This window comes from Curvibacter sp. GW821-FHT09D12 (assembly GCF_059416245.1).
Map to the genome: position 1 here is coordinate 1 of NZ_JBWKOU010000006.1, position 26,254 is coordinate 26,254.

Sequence of the window (26,254 nt, forward strand, 5' to 3'; positions counted from 1 at the left end):
GGTCGCCTTTTTTTGCTTACTTTTTTTGGCGAAGCAAAAAAAGTGAGGCGCCCGCCGGGGCGCAATCCCGGCCTCCGACCCCAACAAAGAACAAAACCCCATTCTGGAAAGGTCAAGTTCGGAAGATAGGTGCATCAATCTTTGGTAACCTATACGTTACCTTCTGGATATGAGCATTCAAGTCGAAGAATACATCCGGGAGGATGGCAGCAGTCCCTATCAAATGTGGTTTGAAGGGCTTGATGTCCAGGCTGCGGCCAAAGTGGCTGTCGCGAAGGTTCGACTTCAACTTGGCAATACATCGAATGTTGAGTGGTTTCGCGGCATAGGCGAATGCAAGATCGACTGGGGGCCGGGTTACCGCATCTATTTGATGCAAGACGGTGCGACGTTGCTCATTTTGTTGGGCGGCAGCAGCAAAAAGAATCAACAGAAGGCGATCGAACAGGCGCTGGTCTTGCGTGCTGAATACAAGGCACGAAAACAAGGCAATGCCCAGTCAGGAAAGAGAAGCAAGCCCCATGACCTTGACCCGTGACTACAAGCAAACCATCGCTCAGCGAGTCGCCCGCGATCCAGCCTTTGCCAAGGCCTTGCTGGACGAGGCCGCCACGCTCTTTCTCAGTGGCGAGCCAGAAGCCGCCCGTGTCATCCTGCGTGAGTTGGTCTCGGCAACAGTCGGGTTTGAAGGGCTGGCTGAACTGACACGCAAGCCCAGCAAGAGCCTTCATCGCATGCTGTCTCCCAAAGGCAATCCCAGCATGGACAACCTGGCGGCCATCTTCGGCGCCATCCGCGCCTGCCTCAAGGTGAGCCTGTCGGTTCGGGTGATTGAGGCAGCCTAGGAGGGGCCGCGTCGGCGATGCCCCCGCATCACCAGTTGTTGTCGTCCGACGACGACCCACCCCCACTGTCCCACGAGTCGCTGCCGCCACTGCCGGCATCAAACGAGCCATAGTCTGGCGGGTTGTCGATCGGGCTGTAGCCGCCGCCACTGCCCAGGTTGCTGCCACCACCGCCACCGCCCGAGTCGCGGTTGCCGCGGTCCTCGTTGCCGTGCTCCAGCACCTTGGCCAGCCCGTAACCGGCCGCGGCGCCGGCCAGGCCGCCAAGCACCACGCCACCGATGCCGGGGCCGCTGCTGGGCGGGGCACCGTAGCCGGGTTGGCCGTAGCCTGCCTGGCCGTAGCCGGGTTGGGCCACGGGGCCGCGACCGAAGGCGGTGTCAGCCGCCATGCCCGGGGCCGGGCTGGGCGAGGGTAGCACGCGGGTGGCCAGCTTCCAGACCACGAACAGCACACCGCCCGCGATCAGGATGTAGCCCCAGGGAAACGAGGAGCCCGGGTTGGCCGGGGCCGGCGCACTCTGGCTCACCACGGCCGGGGTGTTGTGGGTCGGGGCCGGCTTGGCGGCCGGGCTGCCCAGCGAGGCGCCAGGCGCGTTTGACGACAGCGAATCGGTCTTGGGGATCTTGGCGAGCAGGTCGTTGAAGCGCTGCGGGCTGGAGGCGAACTTCAGCGAGGGGTCCAGGCGCTGGGCCTCTTGCAGGGCGGCGCGGGCCTCGATGTTGCGGCCTTCGCGGGCCAGCACCTCACCGAGTTCGTACTGGGCCTTGGCGCTTTGAGGCTTTTCCTTGATCACCTCGCGCAGCAGGGTTTCGGCCTGCCGGTACTCGCCGGCGTTCACGGCCTGTTCGATGTCCTTGGGGGTGGGCAAGGCCCAGGCGAAGGACGCCGCCAGGGCCAGCGCCAAGCCGGCCAGCAGGCGCCGCCCGTGGGCGCCGGTGCGGCTCGCGGCAGAGGGTTCAAGGGCAGTCAGCATCATGTTCAAGAGCTCCTTCAAGCGGCTGGCAGCGCGTTCTGTGCGTGTTGCCCAAAATTGGGCTGCCGGCTTCAAAACGCCATATGGTGCCACCTGGCTGACAAACAAGGCCTCGAAAAGCCCTTCAAGGTTGAATCAATTTGATACAGCGAGCGGCGCCGTGGCGCTCAGGCCCAGCATCTGGCGGGCTTCGGCTGGCGTGGCCACCTCGCGCCCGGCGTCGCGGGCGTAGCGGGCCAGTTGCTCGATCAGCGGTCCGTTGGACTGCACCTTCTCGCCGGTGGGCAGGTAAAAGGTGTCTTCCAGCCCGCTGCGCAGGTGGCCACCCAGCTCGGCGGTACGGCGGTGCACCGGCCAGATCTCGGCGCGGCCGATCACGGTGCTCTGCCACTGGGCGCCGGGCAACTTGAGCTTGAGCAGGATGGGCAGCAGATCGGGGTCGGCGGGCATGCCCGACTCCACGCCCATGACAAAGTTGTACTCGGGCAGGCCACTGTACATGCCGGTCTGCACATACATCTCGACGCAGCGCACGATGCCCACGTCAAAGCACTCGAACTCGGGCAGGGTGCCGGTTTCGCGCATCACGTCCAGAAAATCCTGCACCTTGGCCGGGGGGTTGTCGAACATCATCGGCGGCCAGGCCCACTGGCCGTTGCTGCGCACCTTCAGGTAATTGAGCGAGCCGGCATTGCAGGCCGCCATCTCGGGGCGGGTGGCGCGCAGGCAGTCCAGCGGGCCCTGGTAGTCGGGGCCGACCACGCCGGTGGTCTGGTTGATGATCAGGCCTGGGCAGGCCTCGCGCATGGCTTCGGTGCAGGCCAGCGCCACGGCCGGATCCCAGTTGGGCAGGTGCCCTTTGCCCGGGCTTTGCTGGCGAAAGTGCACATGCACCACCGAGGCCCCGGCGTCGTAGGCGCGGCGCGCCTCGGCCGCGAGTTCGGCGGGGGTCACGGGCACATGGTGCTGGCCGGGGTCGGTCAGCACGCCGGTGATGGAGCAGGTGATGATGGCCTTGTCGCTGGGGGTCATGGAAGTCTCCTGAGGTGACGCCGGCACGGCGAGGCCATGCCGTCGGGTTATGAAACGATGTAGGCGGCCGTGCCGGTCGACATCAAGGTGCCGTCGGGGCCGCGGAACTCCATGCGGGTCGAAGCCACCCGTGAGCCCAGGCGCAGCACCTCGGCATGCAGGGTGAAGAATTCGCCAATGGCCGGGCGCAGGTAGTCGATGCGCAGGTCGATGGTGCCCAGCTTGGAAAAGCGCTTGAGCCTTTCCAGAGGCGGCTCGTCCATGTGGCGTGCGCCGATGGCCGCCATCACGGCCAGGCCGGCCAGGGCGTCCAGGCCCGACGCGATCACGCCGCCGTGCAGCCGGTTGTAGCTGAAGTGGCCGATCAGCTCGTGCTTCATGTCGATGCGCGCGGTCACGTTGTCGGGCTTGAGCGAGGTGATCTTCAGGCCGAGCACGGTGTTGAAGACGATCATCTCCTCGAAGATCTTCTTCAGGCCGGTTTCAAACTCGGGCTCGAAGGCCAGGGGCAGGGGGGCTGGGTGTTTGCTCATAAGCCCCATTGTCGTGCGGCCAGGTCTTTCATGATTTCCTCGGCGCCGCCCCCGATCATCATCACCTTGACCTCGCGGTAGATCCGTTCGCTGACCGTGCCGCGCATGAAGCCCATGCCGCCGAGGATCTGCACCGCCTGGTCGGCACAGAACTGCATGGTCTGGGTGCTGTGGTTCTTCAGCAGGCAGACCTGGGCCACCCAGTCGGGGCCCGTGTCACCTGCGTCGGCGCGGGCCGCCACCTGCTCCAGCCAGGCCGCGGTCGAGTGGATGCGCATCTGCATGTCGACCAGCTTGTGCCGGATCACCTGGCGCTCGACCAGGGCGGCGCCAAAAGTCTTGCGCTGGCGCGCCCAGGCCAGGGCCTCGTCGTAGCAGGCCTGGCTGAAGCCCAGTGCCGCGGCCGACATGCCGAAGCGCTCGGCATTGAAGTTGCCCATGATGATGCGAAAGCCGGTCCCTTCTTCGCCCAGCAGGTGGCTGGCGGGCACGCGCACGCCGTCGAAGTGCAGCTGCGCCGTGTCGGAGCACAGCCAGCCCATCTTCTGCAGGGGCTGGCGCGTCAGGCCGGCGCTGGCGCCGGGCACCACGATCATCGAGAGGCCCCCTGCACCCTTGCTGCCGGGCTCGCCGGTGCGCACCGCCAGCGTGATCCAGTCGGCCCGCAGTCCCGAGGTGATGAAGGTCTTCTCGCCATCGATCACATAGTGGTCGCCCTCGCGCCGCGCCGTGGTGCGCAGGGCGGCCACATCCGAGCCGCCGCCGGGCTCGGTGATGGCCAGCGCCGCGATCTGCTCGCCGCGCAGCACTGGCGGGATCACCTGCTCGCGCAGGGCCTCGCTGCCGTGGTTCAGGATGGGGGGCAGGCCGATGTTGTGCGACAGCAGGCTGGCCAGCACGCCGCCGCTGCCGCCGTGGCGGCACAGCGCCTGCCACAGCGACAGGCGCAGCGCGTAAGGGGCCGGGGTGCCGCCATAGGCCTCAGGGTAGCCCAGGCCCAGCAGGCCCAACTCGCCAGCGCGCTGGTACAGGCTGCGCGGGAACTCGCCTGCCGCGTCCCAGTCGCCCACGTGCGGGGCAATTTCGTGGCGGGCAAAGCGGGCCACCAGATCGCTCAGCGCAGTCCGGTCGGCCTGCAGGGTGTCGTCGGTGCGTTCACTCATGGCTGGGCCTCCTGGGCTGGGGTGTGGAGCGGTTCCAGGCGAAGCAGGCACTGGCCGGGCCCCACCTGCTGGCCTGGGCTCACCAGCAACTCGGCCACCCGGGCCGGGCCGGCCGCGGCCAGGTTGTGCTCCAGCTTCATTGACTCGATCACCACCAGCGCGTCGCCTGCGGCCAGCACCTGGCCCACTTCGGCCGCGATGCGGATCACCCGGCCATTGAAGGGCGCGCGCAACGCCAGGGCCTGGGCTCCGCCGGGCCCCCGCCCGGGGGGCTCGAACGAGGCATCGTCCAGCCACAGGTCTGCGCCGGCCACCTGCACATGCCAGCGCCGGGCATCGAGGGCCACGCCCTGCACGCTCAGGTGGCGGCCTTGCAGGCTCAGCAGCCAGCCGCCACCGGGCCGCGTCTGCAAGCCGATCTGCAGCGGGGTGGCCTCGCCCTGCCGGGCCTGGGCCTGGCCGGCGCCGGTTTCGCGTACCTGCCAGTCGTGCAGCCGTTCGCGATGGCGCACGCGCAAGGGGCGTTCCAGCGCGCAGGCCAGTGGGCTGTGCAGCCCTTGCCGCCCCCACAGCAGCAGTGGCCAAGCACCGTTCAGGTGCGCGGCCTCCTGGGTGCTCAACTGGGCGCGCAACTCATCACCGTGCTCAGCCAGGAAGGGGATCAGGGCCTGACCGGCGCGGAACTCCGGGTGGTCCAGGCAGGCAGCCAGAAAGGCCCGGTTGCTGGGCAGCCCCAGCAGCACGGTGGCGGCCAGGCCCTGGCGCAGGCGGGCGATGGCCTGATCCCGGGTGGGCGCATGGGCGATCAGCTTGCCCAGCATCGCGTCGTAGTGGGGGCTGACCTCGGTGCCCACTTCAAGCGCATGGTCGAAGCGCAGCCCGCCCCGGGCGTCGGGGTTCTGGAAATGCAGCACGCCCGGCGGTTCGACAAAGCCCAGCACGCGGCCGGTGTGGGGGCGGAAGTGCTCGTCTTCGGCGCACAGGCGCACCTCGATGGCATGGCCCTCGAAGCGGATCTGCGCCTGTTGCAGCGGCAGGGGCTCGCCCCGGGCCACACGCAACTGCCACTCGACCAGGTCCAGCCCGGTCAGGGCCTCGGTCACCGGGTGTTCGACCTGCAGCCGGGTGTTCATCTCCATGAGGTAGAAGTCGTCACCGTCGAGCAAGAACTCCACCGTGCCGGCGCCCACGTAGCCAGCCGCCCGGGCCAGCGCCACGGCGCACTCGCCCATGCGCTGGCGCAAGCCGGGGCCCACGGCGGGGCTGGGGGCTTCTTCGATGATCTTCTGGTGGCGCCGTTGCACCGAGCAGTCGCGTTCGCCCAGGTGCACGGCGTGGCCGTGGCGGTCGGCAAACACCTGCACTTCGACGTGGCGGGGCCGCAGCAGCGCCCGTTCGATCAGCAGGCCACCATCGCCAAAGCCGGCCAGGGCCTCGCTGTGGGCGCTGGCCAGTGCGGCGGCCAGTTGCGCCGGGGCGCTCACCAGGCGCATGCCGCGTCCGCCGCCGCCGGCCACGGCCTTCACCATGAGGGGGTAGCCGATGTGTTCGGCCTCGGCGGCAAAGCGCTCGGGGCGCTGGTCTTCACCGGCATACCCAGGCAGACAGGGCACGCCATGGGCCTGGGCCAGGGCCTTGGCACCGGCCTTGCTGCCCAGTGCCCGGATGGCTTCGGGGGGCGGGCCGATCCAGTGCAGACCCGCATCGCGCACGGCCTGGGCAAAGTCGGCGTTCTCGCTCAGAAAGCCATAGCCCGGGTGCAGCGCGTCGGCACCGGTGGCGCGGGCGGCCTCCAAAAGCCGTTCTACCCGAAGGTAGCTGTCGGCCGAGCTGGCGCCCCCCAGGGCAAAGGCCTGGTCGGCCTCACGCACGTGCAAGGCCTGGGCGTCGGGTTCGGAGAACACGGCCACCGTCTCCAGGCCCAGGGCCCGGGCGGTGCGGATGATCCGGCGGGCGATCTCGCCCCGGTTGGCGATCAGCAGTCGTTTGAACATCAGGCCCTCGTACTTCCATCTGGGGCGCGCCAGGGCGCGGGTTGCTTGCGGGCAAAGGCCTGCAGGCCGGCGGCCGCCTCGGGGCCGCGCAAGGCACTGGCGAAGGCCTGGGCGGCCTGGTCCAGCCAGGCCGGCAAGGGCGGCTGCCCGGCTTGCAGCAAGGCCTTGGTGGCCGCCACCGCGCCCGGGGCGGCGGCACTCAGGGCCAGCAGGCGGGCCGCCAGGCCGGCTTCCAGGTCAGTCACCACCTCGGTCACCAGGCCGTCGGCCAGGGCCTGGGCGGCCGAGTGGCGCTCGCCGCCGAGCAGCCAACGGCGGGCCCGGGCGTCGCCCAGCCGGCGCAGCACAAAGGGGGCGATCTGGGCCGGCACGATGCCCAAGGTCACCTCGGGGGCGGCCAGCACGGCGCCCGGTGTGGCCAGCACCCAGTCGGCGCAGCACACCAGGCCCAGGCCGCCGCCCATGGCGGGGCCGTCCACGGCGGCCAGCAGGGTCTGGGGCAGGGCGCACAGCGCCTCCAGCAACTGCCCGAACTCGCGGTTCATGGGCACCAGCGGGTCGGGCTGGCCGGGGGCCAGAGCCTGGCCCAGGCTGCTGGCAAAGCCGCCCAGGCTGCCGCCAGCGCAGAAGCTGCCGCCAGCGCCGCGCAGCACCACGGCGCGAAGGGGGGTGTCTTGCGCGGCCCGGGCGCACGCTTGCAACAGGGCTTGCACCAGTTCGGCCGTCAGCGCGTTGCGGCTGGCCGGGTCGTTCAGCACCCAGTGTTCCACCCAGCCCGGGCCCAGGGGCTGGCGGTCGATCAGCAAGTGGGACATGGCGGGTGCCTCAGCTGCGTGCACGCTTGGCGATGCCCATGACCTTGGCCAGGATGCCCAGCATCACCTCGTCGGCGCCGCCCCCGATCGAACCGAGTCGGCCGTCGCGGTACAGCCGCGACACCTTGTTTTCCCAGGTGAAGCCCATGCCGCCCCAGAACTGCAGGCAGCCATCGGGGATGCTGCGGTTCAGCCGGCCCGCCTTGAGCTTGGCCATGCTGGCCAGCTCGGTCACGTCCTGGCCTTGCACGTACAGCTCGCAGGCGCGGTAGGTGAGGGCGCGCAGGCACTCCAGCTCGGTCTTCATCTCGGCCAGCTTGAACTGCACCCATTGCTGGTCGGCCAGGGTGGCGCCGAACATCTTGCGCTCCTGGGCCCATTCGATGGTGGCTTGCAGGCAGTTCTCCAGCGATTGCAGGCAACTGGCGGCCGCCCACAGGCGCTCTTCCTGGAACTGCTGCATCTGGTAGATGAAGCCCTGGCCCTCCACGCCGATCAGGTTGCGTTGTGGCACCCGCACCTCGTCGAAGTAGATCAGGCCGGTGTCACTGCTGTTCATGCCGATCTTCTTGATCTTGCGCGCCACCTCGATGCCGCGGGTGAGGCGGCCGTTGCGGCCTTCGCGCATGGGCACCATGATCAGGCTCTTGTTTTTGTGCATCGGGCCTTCGCCGGTGTTGACCAGCATGCACATCCAGTCGGCCTGCAGGCTGTTGGTGATCCACATCTTCTGGCCGCTGATGAGGTAGTCGTCGCCATCCTTGCGCGCCACGCTCTTGATGCCGGCCACGTCGCTGCCGGCGCCGGGCTCGGACACGCCGATGCAGCCCACCACATCGCCTGCGATGGCCGGGGCCAGGAATTCGCGTCGCAGGGCGTCGCTGCCGAAGCGCGCCAGCGCGGGGGTGCACATGTCGGTCTGCACGCCGATGGCCATGGGCACGCCGCCGCAGTCGATGTGGCCCAGGGTCTCGGTCATGGCCAGGCCGTAGCTGTAGTCCAGGCCGGCGCCGCCATAGGCCTCGGGCTTGGTCAGGCCCAGCAGACCGAGCTGGCCCATCTTCTTGAACACCTCGTGGGCCGGGAAGATCTCGGCTTCTTCCCATTCGTCCACATGGGGGTTGATCTCGGTGTCGATGAAGCGCTTGAGCGTCTTCTGGATTTCGCGGTGCTCATGGGTGAATTGCATGGGGTGTCTCCGTTTTTGTCGTTCATGAGAGGGGCGCGGCGGGCCTGGGGTGGCATGGGGTGGCCGTGGGGGGATGGGCTTACATGCGGGCCACCCCGAACTGCATCGGCCGCACGGGGCGGGTTTCGGCCTCGGCGCACAGGGCCAGGCACTGGGCCAGCACGGCGCGGCTGTCGCGCGGGTCGATCACGCCGTCGTCCAACAGCAGGGCGCTGGTGTGGAACACATCGGCCTGGGCCTCGAACATGGCCACGATCTGCTCGAACTGGGTCTGGGCCTGCTGCGGGTCGGGGGTCTGGCCTTTGCGCGCCAGGGCCGCCTCGGTCACGATCTGCATGGTGCGGGCCGCCTGCTCGCCACCCATCACCGCGGTGCGGGCCTGCGGCCAGGTGAACAGAAAGCGGGGTGCATAGCCGCGCCCGCACATGCCGTAATTGCCGGCGCCAAAGCTGGCGCCGCATTGCAGCGTGATCTGAGGCACTGTGGCGTTGGTCACGGCCTGGATCATCTTGCTGCCGTGCTTGATCATGCCGCCTTGCTCGCTGTCCTTGCCCACCATGTAGCCCGTGGTGTTCTGCAGGTAGACGATGGGGTGGCCCAGCTGGCACATCCACTGGATGAAGTGCGTGGCCTTGTTGGCACCGGCCACGTCGATGGGCCCGTTGTTGCTGATGAAGCCCAGTGGCCTGCCCTCGATGCGGGCCTGGGCGCACACCGTGGCGGCGCCGTACAGGGGTTTGAATTCGAGCAGGTCGGAGCCATCGGCCAGGCGGGCCATCACCTCGCGCATGTCCACGGGCTGGCGCAGGTCGTCCGAGATCAGGCTCAGCAGGTCGTCGGCTGGGTACAGCGGCGGCGGGGCGCTGGGGTCGACGGGGGCGGGGGCCCAGGCTATCCCGGCCAGCACCTCGCGCGCCAGGGCCAGCGCGTGGCGGTCGTCCTCGGCCAGGTACTCGCCCAGGCCCGAGGTGCTGCAGTGCATCTCAGCCCCCCCGAGCTCTTCTTCGGTGGCGATCTCGCCGGTGGCGGCCTTGAGCAGGGGCGGCCCGGCCAGAAAGGCCCGTGAGCGGGCGCGCACCATGATCACCACGTCACTGAGGCCGGGCATGTAGGCCCCGCCAGCAGTGCCCGAGCCGTGCTGCACAGTGATCACCGGGATGCCGGCCGCCGACAGGCGCGCCAGGTTGCGAAACAGGCTGCCGCCATGCACAAAGCCTTCCACGCGGTAGCGCATCAGGTTGGCGCCGGCGCTTTCCACCAGGTGCACAAAGGGCAACCGGTTCTGCAGGGCGATCTCCTGCACGCGCAGGATTTTTTCCAGGCCCATGGGCTGGATGGCGCCGGCCTCGATGCCGGAGTCGCTCGCCACCACCATGCAGCGCACGCCGGACACCTGGCCGATGCCGGCGATCATGCCGCCACCGGGCACCGAACGGGCCGGGTCTTTCACGTCGTGCAGGTAGCCTGCCAACGAGGCCAGCGGCAGCCAGGCGCTGCCCGGGTCGAGCAGCAGGGCCACGCGTTCGCGTGGCAGCAACTGGCCGCGTTTTTCGAACACCGGGCGCGAGCGGGCCGAGGCGGCGGCCGCCCGGTCTTCCAGCGCGCGCAGCGCGGCCAGCCGGGCCAGCACGGCCTCCCGGCGTTGCTGGGCGGCCGGGGCCTGGGGGTTCCAGCGGGTTTCGTACCGGCTCATGGCTGTGGCTCCTGCTGGGTGGAGGGGGCGGTGGTGGGGGCGGTTGAGGGCGGGGGCGCTGCGAACACGCGCGGCACCTGGGCCCGGTGAAAGCCATCAAAGGGGTGCACGGCGGCGCGGTCGCGCTGGGCCGGCGTGGGCACTGCCATGGGCCAGCCCAGGCGGGTCTGGGGCCGGGCACCGTCGACCCGCAGCGTGCTGCCGCTGATGAAGCTGGCGGCCGGGCTGAGCAAAAAGACGATGGCGGCCGAGACCTCGGCCTCGTTGCCGAAGCGGCCCAGGGGCACGGTCTGGCGCATGGCGCGCAGGTGCTCGGCGGCCTCGGGCGGGTAGTGGTCCATGCCGCTGGAGGCGATGTAGCCCGGGGCCACGGCGTTCACGCGCACGCCGTCGGCGGCCCATTCGAGCGCGGCGGTCTCGGTCAGGCTGACCATGCCGGCGCGCGCGGCGCCACTGTGGCCCATGCCCGGCATCGAGCCCCAGATGTCGGCCACGATGTTGACGATGGCCCCCCCATGAGCGGCCATGTGCTGGCGGTAGCACTCGCGCGCCACCAGGAAGCCACCGGTGAGGTTGGTGTTGACCACCGCCTCCCAGCCTTTGGCCGAGATGGCCGCCAGCGGGGTCATGTACTGGCCGCCGGCGTTGTTGACCAGGCCGTCCAGGCGTCCGTGGCGGCTCAGCACCCGCTGCACCATGGCCACCACCGCGTCCTCTTGGCGGATATCGCACAGCTCGGTGCTGGCCTGGCCCCCGTCGGCCTCGATCTCGGCCTGCACGGTGGCCAGTTTGGCGGCTTGGCGCCCCAGCAGCACGACCTGGGCGCCCAGGCGGGCCAGTTCGTGGGCGGTGCAGCGCCCGATGCCCGAGCCGCCGCCGGTCACCAGGATCACCTGGTCCTGAAACAGTCCGGGCGCGAAGGCCGAACGGTAGTGCGGGCCGGGGGGTGGGGTGGGGGTGTTCATGGCGTCTCCCGGGTGAACAGGGCCAGGGCCTGATCGGTGAGCTGGTCCAGGCTCATGCCGCGTTGCGGGTCGAACCACTGCACCGACCAGTTGAGGGCCCCGAAGATGAAGAGGCGCGCCACGGCCGGCTCGGCCTGCAGCGCCCCCTGGTCGGCCAGGGCCTGCAGCACGGGCATCCAGAGGTTTTCGTAGTCGTCCTTGACGCGGGCGATGCTCTTGCGCTGAGCCGGGCTCAGCGAGCGCCACTCGTACAGCATCACTGGAATGAAGTCGCTGTGGGGGCCCAGCAGGATCTCGAAGTGGTGGCGCACCAGCACGCGCAGGCGTTCGCGCGGCGGGGCGCTGGGCGGCAGCAGGGCCAGGGCGTTCTTCTGGCTGTGCAGGGCCAGCACCATGCCCTCGTCCATCACGGCATGCAGCAAGGCGCTCTTGCTTTCGAAATGGTAGAAGGGCGAGCCGCTGTGCATGCCCGCCGCGGCCGCGATGTCTCGGGTGCTGGTGGCATCGAAGCCCTGGCTGCGGAACAGGCGTGCTGCGCCCTCGATGAGGGCGCGACGGCGGTTGCCGTCGTCCAGCTCGTCCACGGTCTTGCGCGGGCGGCCGCGCGGCCGCCGGGCTTCGGCGACCTCGGCCGCAGGGGTGTCAACCAGCGGGGCGGCGGGTGCCGGTGCGGTGGCTTTGGGGGGGGCTTTCGAGGGGGCGCGTCGGCGTGCAGGGGCTTCCATGCACGGCACGATAACAAAACCTTTTATTTATAGCAAGCAGTTGCTTTGTGAAAATAAATGGATCAAAGGCGGGGCTGTTGGCTCAGTTGCCGCACGGTCTCTTGCAGCACGCGGGCATCGGCGCTGGCCCGGTGGCGCTGCAGCTGCAGGCGTTGGGCCACTTGAAGGCGCGTGGTGTCCCAATGGGCCAGGCGGGCCTCGTCCAGCAGCACGAAAAGGTTGTCCAGCCGAAAGCTGGGCAGCAGGTCGGCCGCTTCATAGAGGCGGCCCAGCCAGCTGTAATCGTGGGCCCAGCCATCGGTGTAGACCGTCAGGCCGCGCAGGCGCCGGTTGAGCAGTTCGGCCAGGTCGCGGCACGATCGGCCATGGCGCTGCAAGGCCTCCTGCGTGATGTGATGTACCTGCTCGGCGGCAGGGTCCCAGTGCAGCCAGTCCGGCTCGGGGCGGACCAGGCTGCACCAGGCCTCACCATCGGGCAGCACAAAGCCAACCTCGATGGGGTAGCTGCCGCGTCCGAATCCGGAAGCTTCGATATCGATCACTGCGGGGGCCAGGGTGGCCTCCTCCAGCGTGGCGTCTGCGTGCATGCCGCGCTCCTCCCTTTGTTGGTGTGACGGGCCGCCGCAGCGGCCCTGCTCGGGGGTTAGCAACTTTGAGGCCTGCCGGCTGGGGGCATGAGGTGGTCGCGCAGGGCGGGGCGTGGGTGGGGCTGCTGGTCAGGGTTGGAAGCCTGATTTGCGCACCACCGGCGCCCACTGGGCGGCATAGGCCGTGAGCATGCGACGCGTCTGCTCGGCGCTGCTGCTGACGGGCTCCATGTCGGCCGCGGCAAAGCGGGCCTGCAGCTCTTTCTGGGCCATGGCGGCGGTGACGGCCGCGCCGATGCGCTGGGCCCGTGCGGCTGGCAGGTTGGCCGGCGCGTAGAGCACATTCCAGCCCAGTGCCGACAGCTTGAGCCCCACATCGCGGAAGGTGGGCACGTTAGGCAGGGAGGCCGCCCGTTCGTCGCTCGACACGGCCAGGATGCGCAGCTTGCCGGTCTTGTGCAGGGGCTCCAGCGCGTCCAGCGTGTCCACGGCCACAGGCACATGGCCTCCCATCAGGTCGTTGAGCAAAGGGGCCGAGCCGCGGTAGCCGACGATGGGCAGGCTCAGGCCGAGTTGTTCGCCCAGCATCAGGGCAAAGAAATGGGGCAGGCTGCCGGTGGCTGGCACGCCGGCCGCTACCTTGTCCTGGTTGGCTGTCATCCAGGCGCGCAAGTGGGCGAACTCGCGCACTGGCACGCCTGCGCCCACGGCCAGGCCGAAGGAATAACGGGTGATCTGGGCCACCGGGCGGTAGTCCTTGTCGGGGTCGTAGCCCACGTCCTTGAACACCAGCGGGGCCACCAGCATGGTGGCGGGGTTGGCCAGCAACAGCTGATTCTGGCCCGAGCTGTCGCGCCACAGCTGTTGGGCTGCCAGGCGGCCACCGGCACCGACGTGGTTCTCGACGATCACGGGCACGCCCAGGCGCGGGGCCAGGGCGTCGCCCAGCAGCCGGGCGGCACGGTCGGACGTACCGCCAGCCGGGTAGGGCACGACGATCTTGAGGGGGCCGCCTTCGAGCGGCGCTTCGGCGCGGGCGGGGCCGATCAGGCTGGCGGCACCCAGCAGGCTCAGCGCTTGCAGGGTCTGACGGCGGTCTAGGTCTGGACGGGGCTTGTGCATAAAGGCTCCAGGATTTCAGTGCAGCCAAGAATGTAAGCGCATGTCACCCGTCTTCCGGGCCGGGATAACCAGTCCCTGCAGCACCCGCTCAAGCCTTGCACTAGAGCTCGAAGCCCATCCACAGCAGCATGCCCTCCAGCAGGTCGCGCACCAGGCCCGGTTGCTGGGCCCGGTAGGGCCGAGCCCCCTGGCGTTCGCGTTCGAACCAGTCGGCAAAGCGCTGCACGTCGTGGGCGGACTGAAAGGCCACCATCAGCTCGTAGTTGAGGAACAGGCTGCGGCTGTCCAGGTTGGCCGAGCCGGCCAGAGCCAGTTGGTCGTCGACCACGGCCAGCTTGGCATGCAACATGCCCGGTAACAGCCAGACCTGACCGCCGGCCTGCACCAGGGCCCGCAGCGCCCGGGCCCGGGCCAGGTCCGACAGTCGGTGGTTGGATCGAGCCGGCAGCAGCAGTTCGACCTGGACCCCCCGACGTGCCGCCAGGCACAGAGCATTGAGCAGGGCCGGGTCGGGCACGAAGTAGGGGGTGACCAGGCACAGCCGGCGGCTGGCCCGGTAGGCCGCCGTGAGCAACATGGCGTAGACCGTGTCGTCGGCCTGGTCGGGGCCCGAGGCCACCCACTGGGCCTGACCGGTGGGCGCACTGGGGTTGTCCCCCCGAGGGTGGCTTGGACTGGGCGGCGCGCGGCGACCGCTGGCAAAGGCCCAGTCGTGTTCGAACTGCCAATGGGCCAGCGCCACCAGCGGGCCTTGCAGGTCAAAGCTCAGGTCGCGCCAGGGTGGCTGATGGGCCTCTCCCTCGAAATACTCGGCCGCCAGATTGCGACCGCCGCACCACAGGCGGGCCTGTGGCCCGCCGGCGTCGGCCACCACCAGCTTGCGGTGGTTGCGCAGATTGATGCGGCCCTTGAGGGGCGAGTGCAGCGGCGGAACGAACAAGACCAGTTGCCCGCCGGCCCGCGTGAAGCGGCTGAGTCGAGGGCGTCCGGCCATCAGGCTGCCCAGGCCGTCGAGCAGCAGGCGCACGCGTACACCCGCCACCGCCTTGGCGCACAGGGCATCGATCAGCGGGCTGCCCAGGGCGTCGTCCTTGAGGATGAAGGTGGCGATGTCCAGGCTGTGGCGGGCGCCTTCGATGACCTGCAACAAGGCTTGCCGGGCCTCGTGCCCGTCGGCGTGCACCTGGAGGCTGTGGTAGCCCGCAGGGCCGGCCTGGCCCAGGGCGAGCAGGGTGTCGCAGGCCCAGTGCGCCGGGGTGTCGCTGCTCGGCGGGGCATCGCCTGCCGTTGGGTTCTTGGGCGCCGGCGTGGGGCGCTGGCGCTTGCGGGAGCCAAAGGTCAGGTAGGCCGGCAAGGCCACGTAGGGCATCAGCAGGATGAAGAACACCCAGGCGATGGCGGCCGTGGGGTGGCGGCGCTGGCGCATCACATGCGAGGTGACCACATAGATCAGCACCGACACCACCGTGACCAGGCCGTGCAGGGTCAGCCAGTCGAAGGGGGTGAGAACGAAGAGCATGAAAGGGGCCCAGGGTTGCGGCGCATTCTAGGCGCGGCCTGCGGCGGGGCACTGCGTTATCACAACTGCTTGCGTTTGGCGGGTCGCCTTGCGGGGTTTTCTACAACAGGCAGTAGTCGACCGGTTGCAGTGGAGGCGGCAGATCGGACTCGCCCAAGGCCTCGCGCAGGTGGATCTCGATGTGGCGGCACAGGGCGTCCAGCGGCAGGTCATTGGCCAGCAGGCCGAAGGGCTCTTCGATCTCGTCGCCCAGGGCGTCCAGGCCGAAAAAGGTGTAGGCCACGATGGCTACCACCACCGGGGTCATGAAGCCCAGGGTGTCCACCAGGCCGAAGGGCAGCAGAAAGCAGTAGGCATAGGCCGTGCGGTGCAGCAGCAGGGTGTAAGAAAAGGGCACGGGAGTGTTCTTGATGCGTTCGCACGAGGCTGCGGCCGAGGTCATGGCCGACAGGGTGGCGTCGATGTGCACCAGTTCGTTGGGCCCCAGCAGGCCGGCGCGGCGGCAGGCGGCCAGGTCGGCGCCCATGCGCATCATCAGGGCCTGCGGCTTGTTGCTGCTGGGCGCCACGGCCGTCCATTCTTCGGCGGTGACCAGGGCTTGCAGTTCGCGCGGGTCGCCCCCGTTGCGCAGCAGCAGGCGCAAGGCATGGCAGAAGGCTGCGGCGCGCAGCACCATGATGCGTCTCAGGTCGGGCTGCCCGGCGGGCGGCGCGTCGATCAGGTGCAGGCACTGACGCGCCAGGTTGCGGCTGCGCAGCACCAGTTCGCCCCACAGCTTGCGGGCTTCCCAGTAGCGGTCGTAGGCGGCGGTGTTGCGAAAACCCAGGAAAATGGCCAGCGGCAGGCCGATCAGTGAAAACGGAATCGCTGTGAGCGTGACCTTGGTGTGGAACAGGGCCCCATGGGTCACGGTGACCACCGTGGCCAGCAGGATGTTGAAGGCCAGCACGCGGAAGATGCGCGGCATGATTGAGCCGCGCATCAGCAAGAAGAGCTTGAGGCCGTTGGGCCGGTCGCGGACGATCATGCGGGCCACCCGCCGGGCTGGTGGCCCGGCTGGATGATGTGCGGCACCCAGGGCTGTGTCATCGTCACATTTTGCCTGTTTCGAGGAAGCGGCTGTGCCAGCTCAGGGCCTCGTTGAGCAGGTGCGGTGTGTGCAGGCCGGACGAACTCTTGGCTGCGCGGTCCAGGTAGTCCTGCAACTGGGGCCTGAAGCTGGGGTGGGCACAGCGTTCGACGATCAGTTTGGCTCGTTCCGTGGGCGCCAGGCCACGCAGGTCAGCCAGACCCTGTTCGGTGACGATGATCTCGACGTCGTGCTCGGTGTGGTCCACGTGCGACACCATGGGCACGATGCACGAGATGGCACCGTCCTTGGCCACCGAGGGCGTGACGAAAAAGGACAGGTAGGCGTTGCGGGCAAAGTCGCCCGAGCCGCCGATGCCGTTCATGATGCTCGAGCCCATGATGTGGGTGGAGTTGACGTTGCCGTACAGGTCGGCCTCGATCATCGCGTTCATGGCGATCACGCCCATGCGCCGCACCAGCTCGGGGTGGTTGCTGATCTCTTGCGGGCGCAGCACGATGCGTTCTCGGTAGAAATCGATGTTCTGGTTGAAGTCTTCGGTGGCCTGGGGGCTCAGCGACAGGGCGGTGGCCGAGGCAAAGCTCAGCTTGCCTGAGCGCACCATGTCGAGCATGCCATCCTGCAGCACCTCGGTGTAGGCGGTCATGTTCTCGAACGGGCCCTTGTTGAGCCCGGCCAGCACGGCGTTGGCGATGTTGCCCACGCCCGACTGCAGCGGCAACAGGTTGTCCGGCAGGCGGCCTTGCTTCACCTCGTGCTTCAGAAAGTCGATGATGTGCGCGGCAATCTGTTCCGAGACCGCATCGGGCGCTGCAAACACTGAGTTGCGGTCGGATTGGCGGGTGCGCACGACGGCGATCACCTTGGATGGGTCGCAGCGCAGATAGGGTTCGCCAATGCGGTCACTGGGGTGGGTCAGCGGAATGGGCTTGCGGTTGGGGGGCAACTGGGTGCCGTAATAGACGTCGTGCATGCCTTCCAGTCCGGCGCTTTGCAGTTCGTTGACCTCAAGGATGATCTTGTCGGCCTGGTCCAGCCAGGTCTTGTTGTTGCCCACCGAAGAGGAGGGGATCAGGCGGCCGTCGGGCAGAATGCCCGCCACCTCGACCACGGCCACATCCAGGTGGCCCAGGAAGCCGAACCAGGCCATCTGGGCCACGTGGGACAGGTGCATGTCGATGTAACGCACCTGGCCGTTGTTGATCAGCTTGCGCAGGGTGGGGTCCGACTGGTAGGGCAGGCGTTTTTCGATGCCATTGACCTTGGCCAGTGCGCCGTCCAGTTCAGGCGCGGTGGAGGCGCCAGTCCACAGGCCGATGCGGGCCTCGGTGTGGCCTGCCGCATGGCAGGCCGCCAGGCGTTCGGCCAGTGCCTGGGGCACGGCCTTGGGGTAACCAGCGCCGGTGAACCCGCTCATGCCCACGTTGGCGCCCAGGGGAATCAGGGCGGCGGCCTCTTCGGCGCTCATCACCTTGGACAGAAGTTCGGGGCTGCGGATGCGATCAGTCGGGCTCATGCGGTCAGGTCTCCAGTCGGTTTGCTGGCGTCTGGGATTGCGCCAGAAGCGCGGGAGTCTAGCAGGCAGAAACTTACAAATTAGTAGAAACCCTTGCTATTTCCTGAACAACATTTGACCAAATGTGCTTTGTCGAAAAAACGGATTAAGAGAACAAAGGATTAAATTTTGATGAAAATAATGAATCTTAAGATTGTTTTGTCGTCGGACAGCGCAGTCTCAACTTGATTTTTCAGTGGTGATGCATCAACAAAAAAGGTTTCCATGTCACAGTCCTTGAAGCCGTTCCGATTGACTTGGCGTCGTCGCCTGACCCCCTGGCTCCTGGTCAGCGCGGGCTGGGCGAGCGTGTTGGCAACAGGTGCCCACGCGGCGGAGCCCGCCGCGCTGCAGTCGATCGAACGGCTGGATCTGCCGCGTTATCTGGGCACCTGGTACGAGGTGGCCAAGTTTCCGAACCGGTTCCAGAAACAATGTGTGGCCGACACCCGTGCCGACTACCAGAGCAACCCTGATGGGACGGTGCGCGTGGTCAACCAATGTCGCCTGGCCGACGGCCGTGTCGACAAGGCCATGGGGCAGGCCCGCCAGATCGGCCCGGCCGACTCGCCCCGCTTGCAGGTGCGTTTTGCGCCGGCCTGGTTGTCCTTCATTCCGGCGGTGTGGGGGGATTACTGGGTGATCGACCTCGACGAGGCTTACCAGTTGGCGGCCGTGAGTGAACCGCGCCGAGAATACCTGTGGGTGTTGTCGCGCACCCCCAGCGTACCGGCGCCCGTCTATGAAGCCTTGCTCAAGCGCCTGGCGGCACAGGGCCTGGAGGTGGGGCGCCTGGAGCGCTCCCCGCAGGGCGCTGCGCCCTGAGAGCCTGTTCAATGTCTGCGCGACCCGAGAGAGGCTTTGAACAGGCGCAGAGCGCCCCGGCCTAGCTCAAGGCTTCACGTAGTCCGAAACCACCTTCCAGCGCCCGTCCTGGATCTGCGAGAGCCGGCTGAGGGTGTTGCCCAGGCGTTTTTGCGGGCCAAAACTGGCCTCAGGGCTGCCGAAGATGTCGGGCGGGATGACCATGGTGTCCATGGCCTTGATGAAGCTGTCGGTGCTCAGGTTGGGGCCGGCTTTCTGGGCCGCACGGATGAACGCGTCGATCGCGTTGTAGCCATAGACCGAGAACACGGTGGGGTCTTCGTTGAACTTGGTCTTGTATTTGTTGGCCCAGAAACGGATCGGCTGCGCGGCTTCGTCCAGGTAAGGGTGCTGCACCGTCATGGTGGCGTACAGCCCATCCATGGGTTTGCCGCCCAGTTTGTGGATCAGGTCGGTGTAGGCGGCGCTTGAGCCCAGGAAGGTGGGGTTGAAGCCGATCTTGCGCGATTCGCCAATGGCGCCGATGGTCTCGCGGATGATGGTGCCCAGCACCACGAAGTCGCAGTTGGCGGCCTTGAGCTTGGCCACCTGCGACGAAAAATCGGTGGCGCCACGCTTGTACGAGGTTTTTTCTGCGAAGTCGGTGCCCATGGCCTTGAGGGCTGCCTCACCCCCGCGCAGCACCTCCAGGCCGAACTCGTCGTCCTGGTACAAGGCACACACCTTCTTGGCCTGCTTTTCCTTGATCAACTGCGGTGCGGCCAGCCGGATCTGGTCGTAATAAGTGGCGGCGAATGAGTACTTGAGCCGATGGAAGGGCTCGTACATCTCTCGCGCGGCGGTGACCGGGAAGAAGTTGATCACGTTCTTGTCAAACTGCACCGGCATGGCCGCCAGGTTCTGGGCCGTGCCGATGTGCGCCACCATGGCAAAGATCTTGTCCTGATTGACGAGTTTCTGGGCCGCCAGCACCGCCTTCTTGGGGTCGTAGCCCGAGTCTTCGACCAGCAGCTTGATCTTGCGGCCGTTCACGCCGCCTTGCTCGTTGATTTCGTCCACCCTCAGCATCATGCCCAGGCGGTCTTGCTTGCCGAAACCCGCCAGCGGACCGGACAGGTCTTGAATCGATCCAAGCACGATGGTGTCCTTGCTCACCCCCTGGCTTTGGGCCAGGGCGGCGGTGGCGCTGAGGGTGAGCACGGCGAAGGCCGGGGCGAAACGTCTCTTCATGCGGGTCTCCTTTTTGGGTGCTTCCGTTATACGGCTCGCCCCTGCCTGCGCCACCGGCACTTTCCCTAGGACGGATGGGGGTGTGGGGCGCTTGTCGATAATGGGCGTTTTGTCTGAGCTCTCCACGCATGCGGTTTTCATTCCCTGACTCCCTCCGACCGGTCCGCCTGGGCAGCGCCTTGCGAGTGCATTGGCGCCGGGTGCTGGCCTGGGGGGCGCTGGCGCTGGTCCTGTTGTCGGTGCTGACCGTGGTGGTCGGCGTGCTGATGTACCCGAACCTGCCGGACACCAGCGCCCTGTCCAACTACCAGCCCAAGCAGCCGCTGCGCGTGTACACCGCCGACGGGGTGGAGATCGGCGGCTTCGGCAGCGAGCGCCGGGTGTATCAGCGCATCGACCAGATTCCCCAACTGATGCGCGACAGCCTGCTGGCGGTGGAGGATTCGCGCTTTTACCAGCACCACGGCATCGACCCCATCGGCATCGCTCGGGCGCTGACCTCCATCGTCACCGGCGGGCGGCTGCAGGGGGCCTCCACCATCACCCAGCAGGTGGCGCGCACCTTTTTTCTGAACCGATCACGCAGCCTGGGGCGCAAGTTCAAGGAAGCCTTGCTGTCGCTGAAGATCGAATCCCAGCTCAGCAAGGACCAGGTGCTGGAGCTGTACATGAACCAGATCTACCTGGGCTCACGCGCCTACGGGTTCGAGGCGGCCGCACAGACCTACTTTGGCAAGACGCTGGCCGCGCTGACGCCGGCCGAATGCGCCATGCTGGCCGGCCTGCCGCAGAACCCCTATTTTGTGAACCCGATCCGCAATCCCGAGCGGGCCCGGGCGCGGCAACTGGTGGCGCTGTCGCGCATGCATTCCCAGGGGGTGATCAATGATGCACAGTACGAACAGGCCAAGGCTCAGAAGCTGGTCATCCGCAAGCTCAACGAGGTGGATGTGCACGCCGAGTACGTGGCCGAGATGGCGCGCCAGCAGGTGTATGCCCAGTTTGGCGAGCTCAGTTACACCACCGGCCTGAAGGTTGAAACCACGCTGCGTGCCGATGAGCAGGAGGCCGCTTACAAGGCCCTGCGCCGCACCTTGATCGAGCGCGAGCTGCGCCAGTCCTGGCGTGGCCCCGAGGGTGAAGAGACCTTGGCGACCGGGCTGTCCGACACCGACCCGGCCGTGGCCCAGAGCCTGTCTGACTACGACGACGACGATGAACTGCGCGTGGCCATCGTGACCCAGGCGGCGCCGAAGGCGGCCACCGTGGTGCTGGCCTCGGGTGAGGTGTTGCACCTGGAGGGCGCCGCCCTGCGTCAGATCCAGCCTGGCCTGGCACCCAATGCCAGCAACAAGTTGCGTGTGCGCCGCGGCGCCGTGCTGCGGGTGCTGCAGCAGGGCAAGGGCTGGGTACTGACCCAGTGGCCCGAGGCCGAGGGGGGGCTGGTGGCGCTGGATCCGGCCAATGGTGATGTGCGGGCCCTGGTGGGAGGCTTTGACTTTCACCGCAACCAGTTCAACCACGTGACCCAGGGCTGGCGCCAACCAGGCTCCAGCTACAAGCCTTTCATTTACGCCGGTGCCATGGAGCGTGGCGTGCAGCCCGAAACCCTGGTCAATGACGCACCGCTGAGCCATGTGGGGGATTGGTCGCCCGAGAACGACGATGGCAGCACCGACGGCCCCATCACGGTGCGCCAGGCGCTGATCCGCTCCAAGAACCTGGTCTCGATCCGCCTGCTGCAACTGCTGGGCCCCCAGGCCGCACGCGACTGGACCAGTCGCTTCGGCTTTGACCCCGAGCGCCAGCCCGACAACCTGACCCAGGCCCTGGGCTCGGGTTCAACCAACCCGATGCAACTGGCCGGTGCCTACGCCGTGATCGCCAATGGCGGCCTGAAGGTGAAGCCCCAGTTCATCCGCCGCATCAGCGATGCGACAGGCAAGGCGGTGTTCGAGGCGCCCGAGATCACGCTCACCGAGGCCGACCGCGTGGTGCCGCAGCGCAACACCTTTCTGATTGCCAGCCTGCTGCAGGACGTGGCCCGGGTAGGCACCGGGGCCCGCGCCCAGGCCGCGCTCAAACGCCCCGACTTGTATGGCAAGACCGGGACCACCAACGATGTGGTGGACGCCTGGTTTGCTGGTTTCCAGCCGCGCATTGCCGCCGTGGCCTGGGTGGGCTACGACAGCCCGCGCAGCCTGGGCAGCCGGTCTTCGGGGTCGGCGTTGGCCTTGCCGGCCTGGATCGACTTCATGAGCACCGCGCTCAAGAACGTGCCGGTGCAGGAGCTGCAAGCCCCCGAGGGCGTGGTGCGGGTCAATGGCGACTGGCGTTACAGCGAATGGGCCGAGGGCGGTTTCATCCGCTCGCTGGGGCTGGAGGATCAGATCGTCAGCCCGGCCCTGGCGCTCAGCCCGCCAGTGCCGCTGGTGCCTGTGGTCGGCCCCGGGCCCGTGGTGCCCGTGGAAGTGCCGGCCACCGCGGCCCGCTGAGCGGGGCCTGCACACCACCGTTTTACAATCTCGCGGCCCGGTTCGCCCTGGCCGACGGTGCCAACGCTGGGAAGACTCTGAAGCCCGGAGCCTGGGCGGGTGGTGCCGACGTCACTGATGTTGAAGGGTTCTCAGTCTTGTCGACGACAGAAAAACAAATGGCGCCCAGCCTGGCGCCCCAAGCGCAGCACCGCTTTCTCTGGATCACCCATGCCCTGGGCGGCGGGGTGGAGCGCCATGTGGCCGATCTGCGCGCGCTGCTGGCAGGCCGCGCCCGGGTCGATGTGCTTCGACCGGCCGGTGCCGGCCTGGTGCGCCTGGAGCGTGCCGAAGGCGGTGAAGAGGTCTTGAGCGCGGCGTCCTGGCCCCGGCTGGCCGCGGTGCTGGGTGGGCAGGGCTACAGCCGGCTGCACATCCACCATGTCGACGGCTTCGAGGCCGAGGTGCTTGACTTGCCGGGGCTGCTGGCCCTGCCTTACGACGTCACCTTGCACGACTACCTGACCTATTGCCCCCTGTACAACCTGTCCACGGCCGAGGGGGGGTATTGCGGCGAGCCAGATCTGGCCGGTTGCCAGCGCTGTCAGAAGGCGCGCCCTCATGCCTGGGGCCTGCCGGTGGCCACTTGGCGCGCCCTGATGCACCGCCTGCTGGCCGACGCCGACCGGGTGTTGGCCCCCTCGAACTTTGTGGCCGAGCGGGTGCAGAGTCATTTTCCCGATCTGCGCCTCACCGTGCTCGCCCACCCACCCCGGGCCGAATGGCTGGCTGCCCCAGTGCGCAGCGCCCGGGTGCTGTTGATTGGTGGCTTGACGCGTTTCAAAGGGCTGGACGTGCTGCGCCATTGCGCTGAGGCGGCTCGCCAGCAGATGCTGCCACTGGAGTTCACCTTGCTGGGCTCCCCCGAAGCCCCCATCGACGAGACCCCGGTGTTGCCGATCCAGCTGCGTGGCCCCTATGACGATGCGGACCTGCCGCACCGATTGGCACTGGAACGCGCTGATGTGCTGTGGTTTCCCGGCCCTTACCCTGAGACCTATGCCTACACCCTGGATGTGGCCCTGGCCTCGGGCCTGCCCATCGTGGCCAGCGCGCGCGGCGCCTTGATCGAGCGCCTGGCGCAACACCCCGGCGCACACCTGCTACCGGCCGACAGTCCCGCCGAGGTCTGGAACCAAGCCTTGCTGCAAGCCGTGCGAACGCACCAGCCGGCCCCGGGCGAGGCCGAGCCCTGGCTTGACCTGCCGGCCCAGGCCCGCCTGCGCCAGGCCTATGCCGACAAGCTGATGCAGCCACTGGCGGGCGTGATGCCCGGGGTGCCGCAGCATCCGCTGCCTGACCTGTCGCCATTGCGGGCCACGGTGCCTGCCGGTGTGGACCTGCCCTTGCAGGCCTTGTATGACTACGGGGTGCGCTGTGGGCATCGCCAGGCGCGCGAAGTGCTGCAACAGCGGCTCGCCGAGGTGGCCGAGCAGCAGGCCTTGCTGGCCCGTGCGAGTGAAGCGGCGGGCAGGCCATGGCAAGAGGTATTCAGCAGTTATCTGGACGATGTTCAGGCGCTTCGTGGCGAGGTGTTGCAGGCGCAGCGACACTTGAGCGAGGCCCAGGCGGCCACCCGTGCCCAACAGGAGGAAACCCGTCGAGTCGAGCGCCTGTTCGAGTCGCGCGGCCAGGATCTGGTGCGCAGCCAGGCCCGCATCGAGGCGCTGGAGCAAAGCACCTCCTGGCGCGTCACCCGGCCACTGCGCTTCGCGAGCCGGGTGTTCAAGGCCTTGCGTTCGCGGGCGGGCAGCGCCCGTCGTCAAGGCCGGCGTGCCGTCGAGCGCCTGCCCATGATGCTGCGCATCTTGCGCACCGAGGGGCCGGCGGCCCTGGTGCGGCGCATCAATGACAAGCTCAATGCCCCGGCCTACCAGGCGCCCCAGCGCCCGGCGCCGGCGCAGGCCGAGATCGCGCCGCTGAGCCTGGCCACTTGCCCGGCAGACAAGGTGCCACGCTACTCGATCGTGATCCCGGTCTACGAGCAGCACCTCTACACCTTCAACTGCCTGAAGAGCCTGGGCGAGCACACCGACCTGTCGGATGTCGAGATCATCGTCGTGGATGACGCCTCGCCCAACCCGGCGGCCCAGGCACTGCCCGACCTGCAAGGCGTTCGCCTGGTGCGCAACCCGCAGAACCTGGGCTTCATCGGCAGTTGCCACCATGGTGCCGACCTGGCCCGCGGCGACATGCTGGTCATGCTCAACAACGACACCCAGGTCACGCCGGGCTGGCTGGCCGCGCTCCAGTGGGTGTTTGACACCCGCTCGGACGCCGGCCTGGTGGGCGCGCGCCTGGTCTATCCCAATGGCACTTTGCAGGAGGCCGGCGGCATTCTTTGGCAGGACGGTTCGGCCTGGAACTGGGGCCGCGGCGACGACCCCGAGCGCCCCCCCTACAACTACCTGCGCGAGGCCGACTATTGCTCTGGCGCCTGCCTGGCCATCATGCGCAACGACTGGGTGGCGCTGGGCGGCTTCGACCGGGCCTACACACCGGCCTATTACGAAGACACCGACCTGGCTTTCCGTGTGCGGGCCGCAGGCCAGCGCGTGTACTACCAGCCTCAGTGCACCATCGTGCATTACGAGGGCATCAGTTCAGGCACCGATGAGACCCAGGGGGTGAAGCGGCACCAGGTGATCAACAAAGAGGTGTTCTTCAAGCGTTGGGAGGGTGTGCTCAAGCACCACCGCCTCAACGGTGTGGAACCCCAGCGCGAGGTGGACCGCGAGGCCCGGGCCCGGGTGCTGGTGGTCGAGGCCTGCATGATCACCCCCGATCAGGATTCGGGCTCGGTGCGCATGCTGGCCATGCTGGAGCTGCTGGTCGAGCAGGGTTGCAAGGTCAGCTTTGTGGCCGACAACCTCGAATGTCGCCAGCCTTACGTGGCCCAACTGCAGCGGGCCGGAGTCGAAGTCTGGTTTGCGCCCTACATCAACTCGGTGGCTCAGTTGCTGGAGCAGCGCGGCAAGCTGTACGACACCATTCTGTTCTGCCGTCACTACATCGCGGCGCCCTACATGGCGCGCATTCGCGAATGGGCACCGCAGGCCCGCATCGTGTTCGACACGGTCGACCTGCACTACCTGCGCGAGCAGCGCCTGGCCGAGCTGGAGAACTCCTCGGCCCTGATGGGCACGGCGCTCAAGACCCGTGAACAGGAGTTGGGCGTGATCCGGGCCTGCGACGTCACCCTGGTGGTGAGCCCGGTCGAACTCGGTGTGCTGGGCCGGGAGGTGCCGGGCGCGGATGTGCGCATCCTGTCGAACATCCACGAGGTTGAGCCCGCCGGGCCGAGCTATGTCGAGCGCGAGGGCCTGCTCTTCATCGGGGGCTTCCGGCACCCACCCAACATCGATGCGGTGGAGTGGTTCCTGGCCGAGGTCTGGCCCCGGGTGCATGCGCGTCTGCCCGAGCTGATTTTCACCGTGGTGGGCAGCCACATGCCCGCGCGCATCCAGGCCATGACGGGCCCGGGCGTGAACATCGTGGGCTATGTGGAAGACGTGAACCCGCTGATCGCCCAGGCCCGCATCTCGGTGGCGCCGCTGCGTTACGGTGCGGGCGTCAAGGGCAAGGTCAACCAGGCCATGGCCCACGGCCTGCCCGTGGTGGCCACCGGCGTGGCCTCCGAAGGCATGGGCCTGCGCCCGGGGGTGGACCTGCTGGTGGCTGACGACCCTCAAGCCTACGCCGATGAGATCGTCCGCCTGTACGGGGACGAGGCCCTGTGGAACAGCCTGGCGGCCAATGGGCGGGCCAACATCCAGCGTCATTTCTCAAGGGCCAATGCCGCCAAGACTCTGGCCGGGCTGGTGGCGCCGCGCACGCCCCATTGAACCTGGGTTATCCCAGG

21 protein-coding genes are annotated in these 26,254 nt (G+C 67.8%); 5 read left to right on the plus strand and 16 right to left on the minus strand.

What is annotated here, in order from left to right:
- The first annotated feature begins 169 nt into the window (after positions 1–169).
- Complete coding sequence (locus AC07PT_RS11305) at positions 170–538, plus strand: type II toxin-antitoxin system RelE/ParE family toxin (protein ID WP_494656718.1); 369 nt, start codon at positions 170–172, stop codon at positions 536–538.
- Positions 522–845 (plus strand): helix-turn-helix domain-containing transcriptional regulator, encoded by a 324-nt coding sequence (locus tag AC07PT_RS11310; protein ID WP_494656719.1) that lies wholly within the window; start codon positions 522–524, stop codon positions 843–845. The genes AC07PT_RS11305 and AC07PT_RS11310 overlap by 17 nt, the downstream gene beginning before the upstream one ends.
- A gap of 28 nt (positions 846–873) precedes the next feature.
- On the opposite strand, the gene AC07PT_RS11315 is transcribed toward AC07PT_RS11310, so the two are convergent.
- The 15 genes from AC07PT_RS11315 to scpC all read right to left on the minus strand — a co-directional run bounded on the left by AC07PT_RS11315 (position 874) and on the right by scpC (position 17,764).
- Positions 874–1,824 (minus strand): tetratricopeptide repeat protein, encoded by a 951-nt coding sequence (locus AC07PT_RS11315; RefSeq protein WP_492348129.1) that lies wholly within the window; start codon positions 1,822–1,824, stop codon positions 874–876.
- 132 nt (positions 1,825–1,956) lie between these two features.
- Positions 1,957–2,853 (minus strand): beta-keto acid cleavage family enzyme, encoded by an 897-nt coding sequence (locus tag AC07PT_RS11320; RefSeq protein WP_494656720.1) that lies wholly within the window; start codon positions 2,851–2,853, stop codon positions 1,957–1,959.
- A gap of 47 nt (positions 2,854–2,900) precedes the next feature.
- Positions 2,901–3,386, minus strand: coding sequence for a thioesterase family protein (locus AC07PT_RS11325; RefSeq protein ID WP_492348131.1), 486 nt, complete (start codon positions 3,384–3,386; stop codon positions 2,901–2,903).
- The gene (locus tag AC07PT_RS11330; protein ID WP_494656721.1) at positions 3,383–4,549 is read right to left on the minus strand and encodes an acyl-CoA dehydrogenase family protein; all 1,167 of its coding nucleotides are present in this window, start codon (positions 4,547–4,549) and stop codon (positions 3,383–3,385) included. Before AC07PT_RS11330 ends, AC07PT_RS11325 begins: the two co-directional genes overlap by 4 nt.
- The gene (locus tag AC07PT_RS11335) at positions 4,546–6,543 is read right to left on the minus strand and encodes an acetyl/propionyl/methylcrotonyl-CoA carboxylase subunit alpha (RefSeq protein WP_492348133.1); all 1,998 of its coding nucleotides are present in this window, start codon (positions 6,541–6,543) and stop codon (positions 4,546–4,548) included. Before AC07PT_RS11335 ends, AC07PT_RS11330 begins: the two co-directional genes overlap by 4 nt.
- Positions 6,543–7,358: an enoyl-CoA hydratase/isomerase family protein gene (locus AC07PT_RS11340; protein WP_492348134.1), complete on the minus strand. Its 816-nt coding sequence runs from the start codon at positions 7,356–7,358 to the stop codon at positions 6,543–6,545. The genes AC07PT_RS11335 and AC07PT_RS11340 overlap by 1 nt, the downstream gene beginning before the upstream one ends.
- A 10-nt stretch (positions 7,359–7,368) precedes the next feature.
- Entirely contained in the window at positions 7,369–8,547 is a 1,179-nt protein-coding gene (locus tag AC07PT_RS11345) for an acyl-CoA dehydrogenase family protein (RefSeq protein ID WP_492348135.1), read from the minus strand.
- 79 nt (positions 8,548–8,626) lie between these two features.
- Entirely contained in the window at positions 8,627–10,240 is a 1,614-nt protein-coding gene (locus AC07PT_RS11350; protein WP_492348136.1) for an acyl-CoA carboxylase subunit beta, read from the minus strand.
- Positions 10,237–11,205, minus strand: a complete 969-nt coding sequence (locus tag AC07PT_RS11355) for an SDR family oxidoreductase (RefSeq protein WP_494656722.1) — start codon at positions 11,203–11,205, stop codon at positions 10,237–10,239. The genes AC07PT_RS11350 and AC07PT_RS11355 overlap by 4 nt, the downstream gene beginning before the upstream one ends.
- Positions 11,202–11,930: a TetR/AcrR family transcriptional regulator gene (locus AC07PT_RS11360; protein ID WP_492348138.1), complete on the minus strand. Its 729-nt coding sequence runs from the start codon at positions 11,928–11,930 to the stop codon at positions 11,202–11,204. The genes AC07PT_RS11355 and AC07PT_RS11360 overlap by 4 nt, the downstream gene beginning before the upstream one ends.
- 62 nt (positions 11,931–11,992) lie before the next feature.
- A complete protein-coding gene (locus tag AC07PT_RS11365) occupies positions 11,993–12,517 on the minus strand; it encodes a 3'-5' exonuclease (protein WP_492348139.1) in 525 nt (174 codons plus the stop codon).
- A gap of 129 nt (positions 12,518–12,646) precedes the next feature.
- Complete coding sequence (locus AC07PT_RS11370) at positions 12,647–13,639, minus strand: tripartite tricarboxylate transporter substrate-binding protein (RefSeq protein ID WP_492348140.1); 993 nt, start codon at positions 13,637–13,639, stop codon at positions 12,647–12,649.
- A gap of 100 nt (positions 13,640–13,739) precedes the next feature.
- Positions 13,740–15,158, minus strand: coding sequence for a phospholipase D-like domain-containing protein (locus AC07PT_RS11375; RefSeq protein ID WP_494656723.1), 1,419 nt, complete (start codon positions 15,156–15,158; stop codon positions 13,740–13,742).
- Positions 15,159–15,258: 100 nt separating this feature from the next.
- Complete coding sequence (locus tag AC07PT_RS11380; protein ID WP_492348142.1) at positions 15,259–16,185, minus strand: bestrophin family protein; 927 nt, start codon at positions 16,183–16,185, stop codon at positions 15,259–15,261.
- Between the two features lie 64 nt (positions 16,186–16,249).
- Entirely contained in the window at positions 16,250–17,764 is a 1,515-nt protein-coding gene (gene scpC / locus AC07PT_RS11385; protein WP_492348143.1) for a succinyl-CoA:acetate CoA-transferase ScpC, read from the minus strand.
- Positions 17,765–18,028: 264 nt separating this feature from the next.
- Here scpC and AC07PT_RS11390 point away from each other — a divergent pair, with 264 nt between their 5' ends.
- Positions 18,029–18,628: a lipocalin family protein gene (locus AC07PT_RS11390; RefSeq protein WP_492348144.1), complete on the plus strand. Its 600-nt coding sequence runs from the start codon at positions 18,029–18,031 to the stop codon at positions 18,626–18,628.
- A 66-nt stretch (positions 18,629–18,694) separates the two neighbouring features.
- Here AC07PT_RS11390 and AC07PT_RS11395 read toward each other — a convergent pair whose 3' ends face one another.
- Positions 18,695–19,858: an ABC transporter substrate-binding protein gene (locus AC07PT_RS11395; RefSeq protein ID WP_492348145.1), complete on the minus strand. Its 1,164-nt coding sequence runs from the start codon at positions 19,856–19,858 to the stop codon at positions 18,695–18,697.
- A 128-nt stretch (positions 19,859–19,986) separates the two neighbouring features.
- Here AC07PT_RS11395 and AC07PT_RS11400 point away from each other — a divergent pair, with 128 nt between their 5' ends.
- The gene (locus tag AC07PT_RS11400; protein ID WP_494656724.1) at positions 19,987–22,353 is read left to right on the plus strand and encodes a penicillin-binding protein 1A; all 2,367 of its coding nucleotides are present in this window, start codon (positions 19,987–19,989) and stop codon (positions 22,351–22,353) included.
- 158 nt (positions 22,354–22,511) lie between these two features.
- Positions 22,512–26,237, plus strand: a complete 3,726-nt coding sequence (locus tag AC07PT_RS11405) for a glycosyltransferase (RefSeq protein ID WP_494656725.1) — start codon at positions 22,512–22,514, stop codon at positions 26,235–26,237.
- Positions 26,238–26,254: the final 17 nt, after the last annotated feature.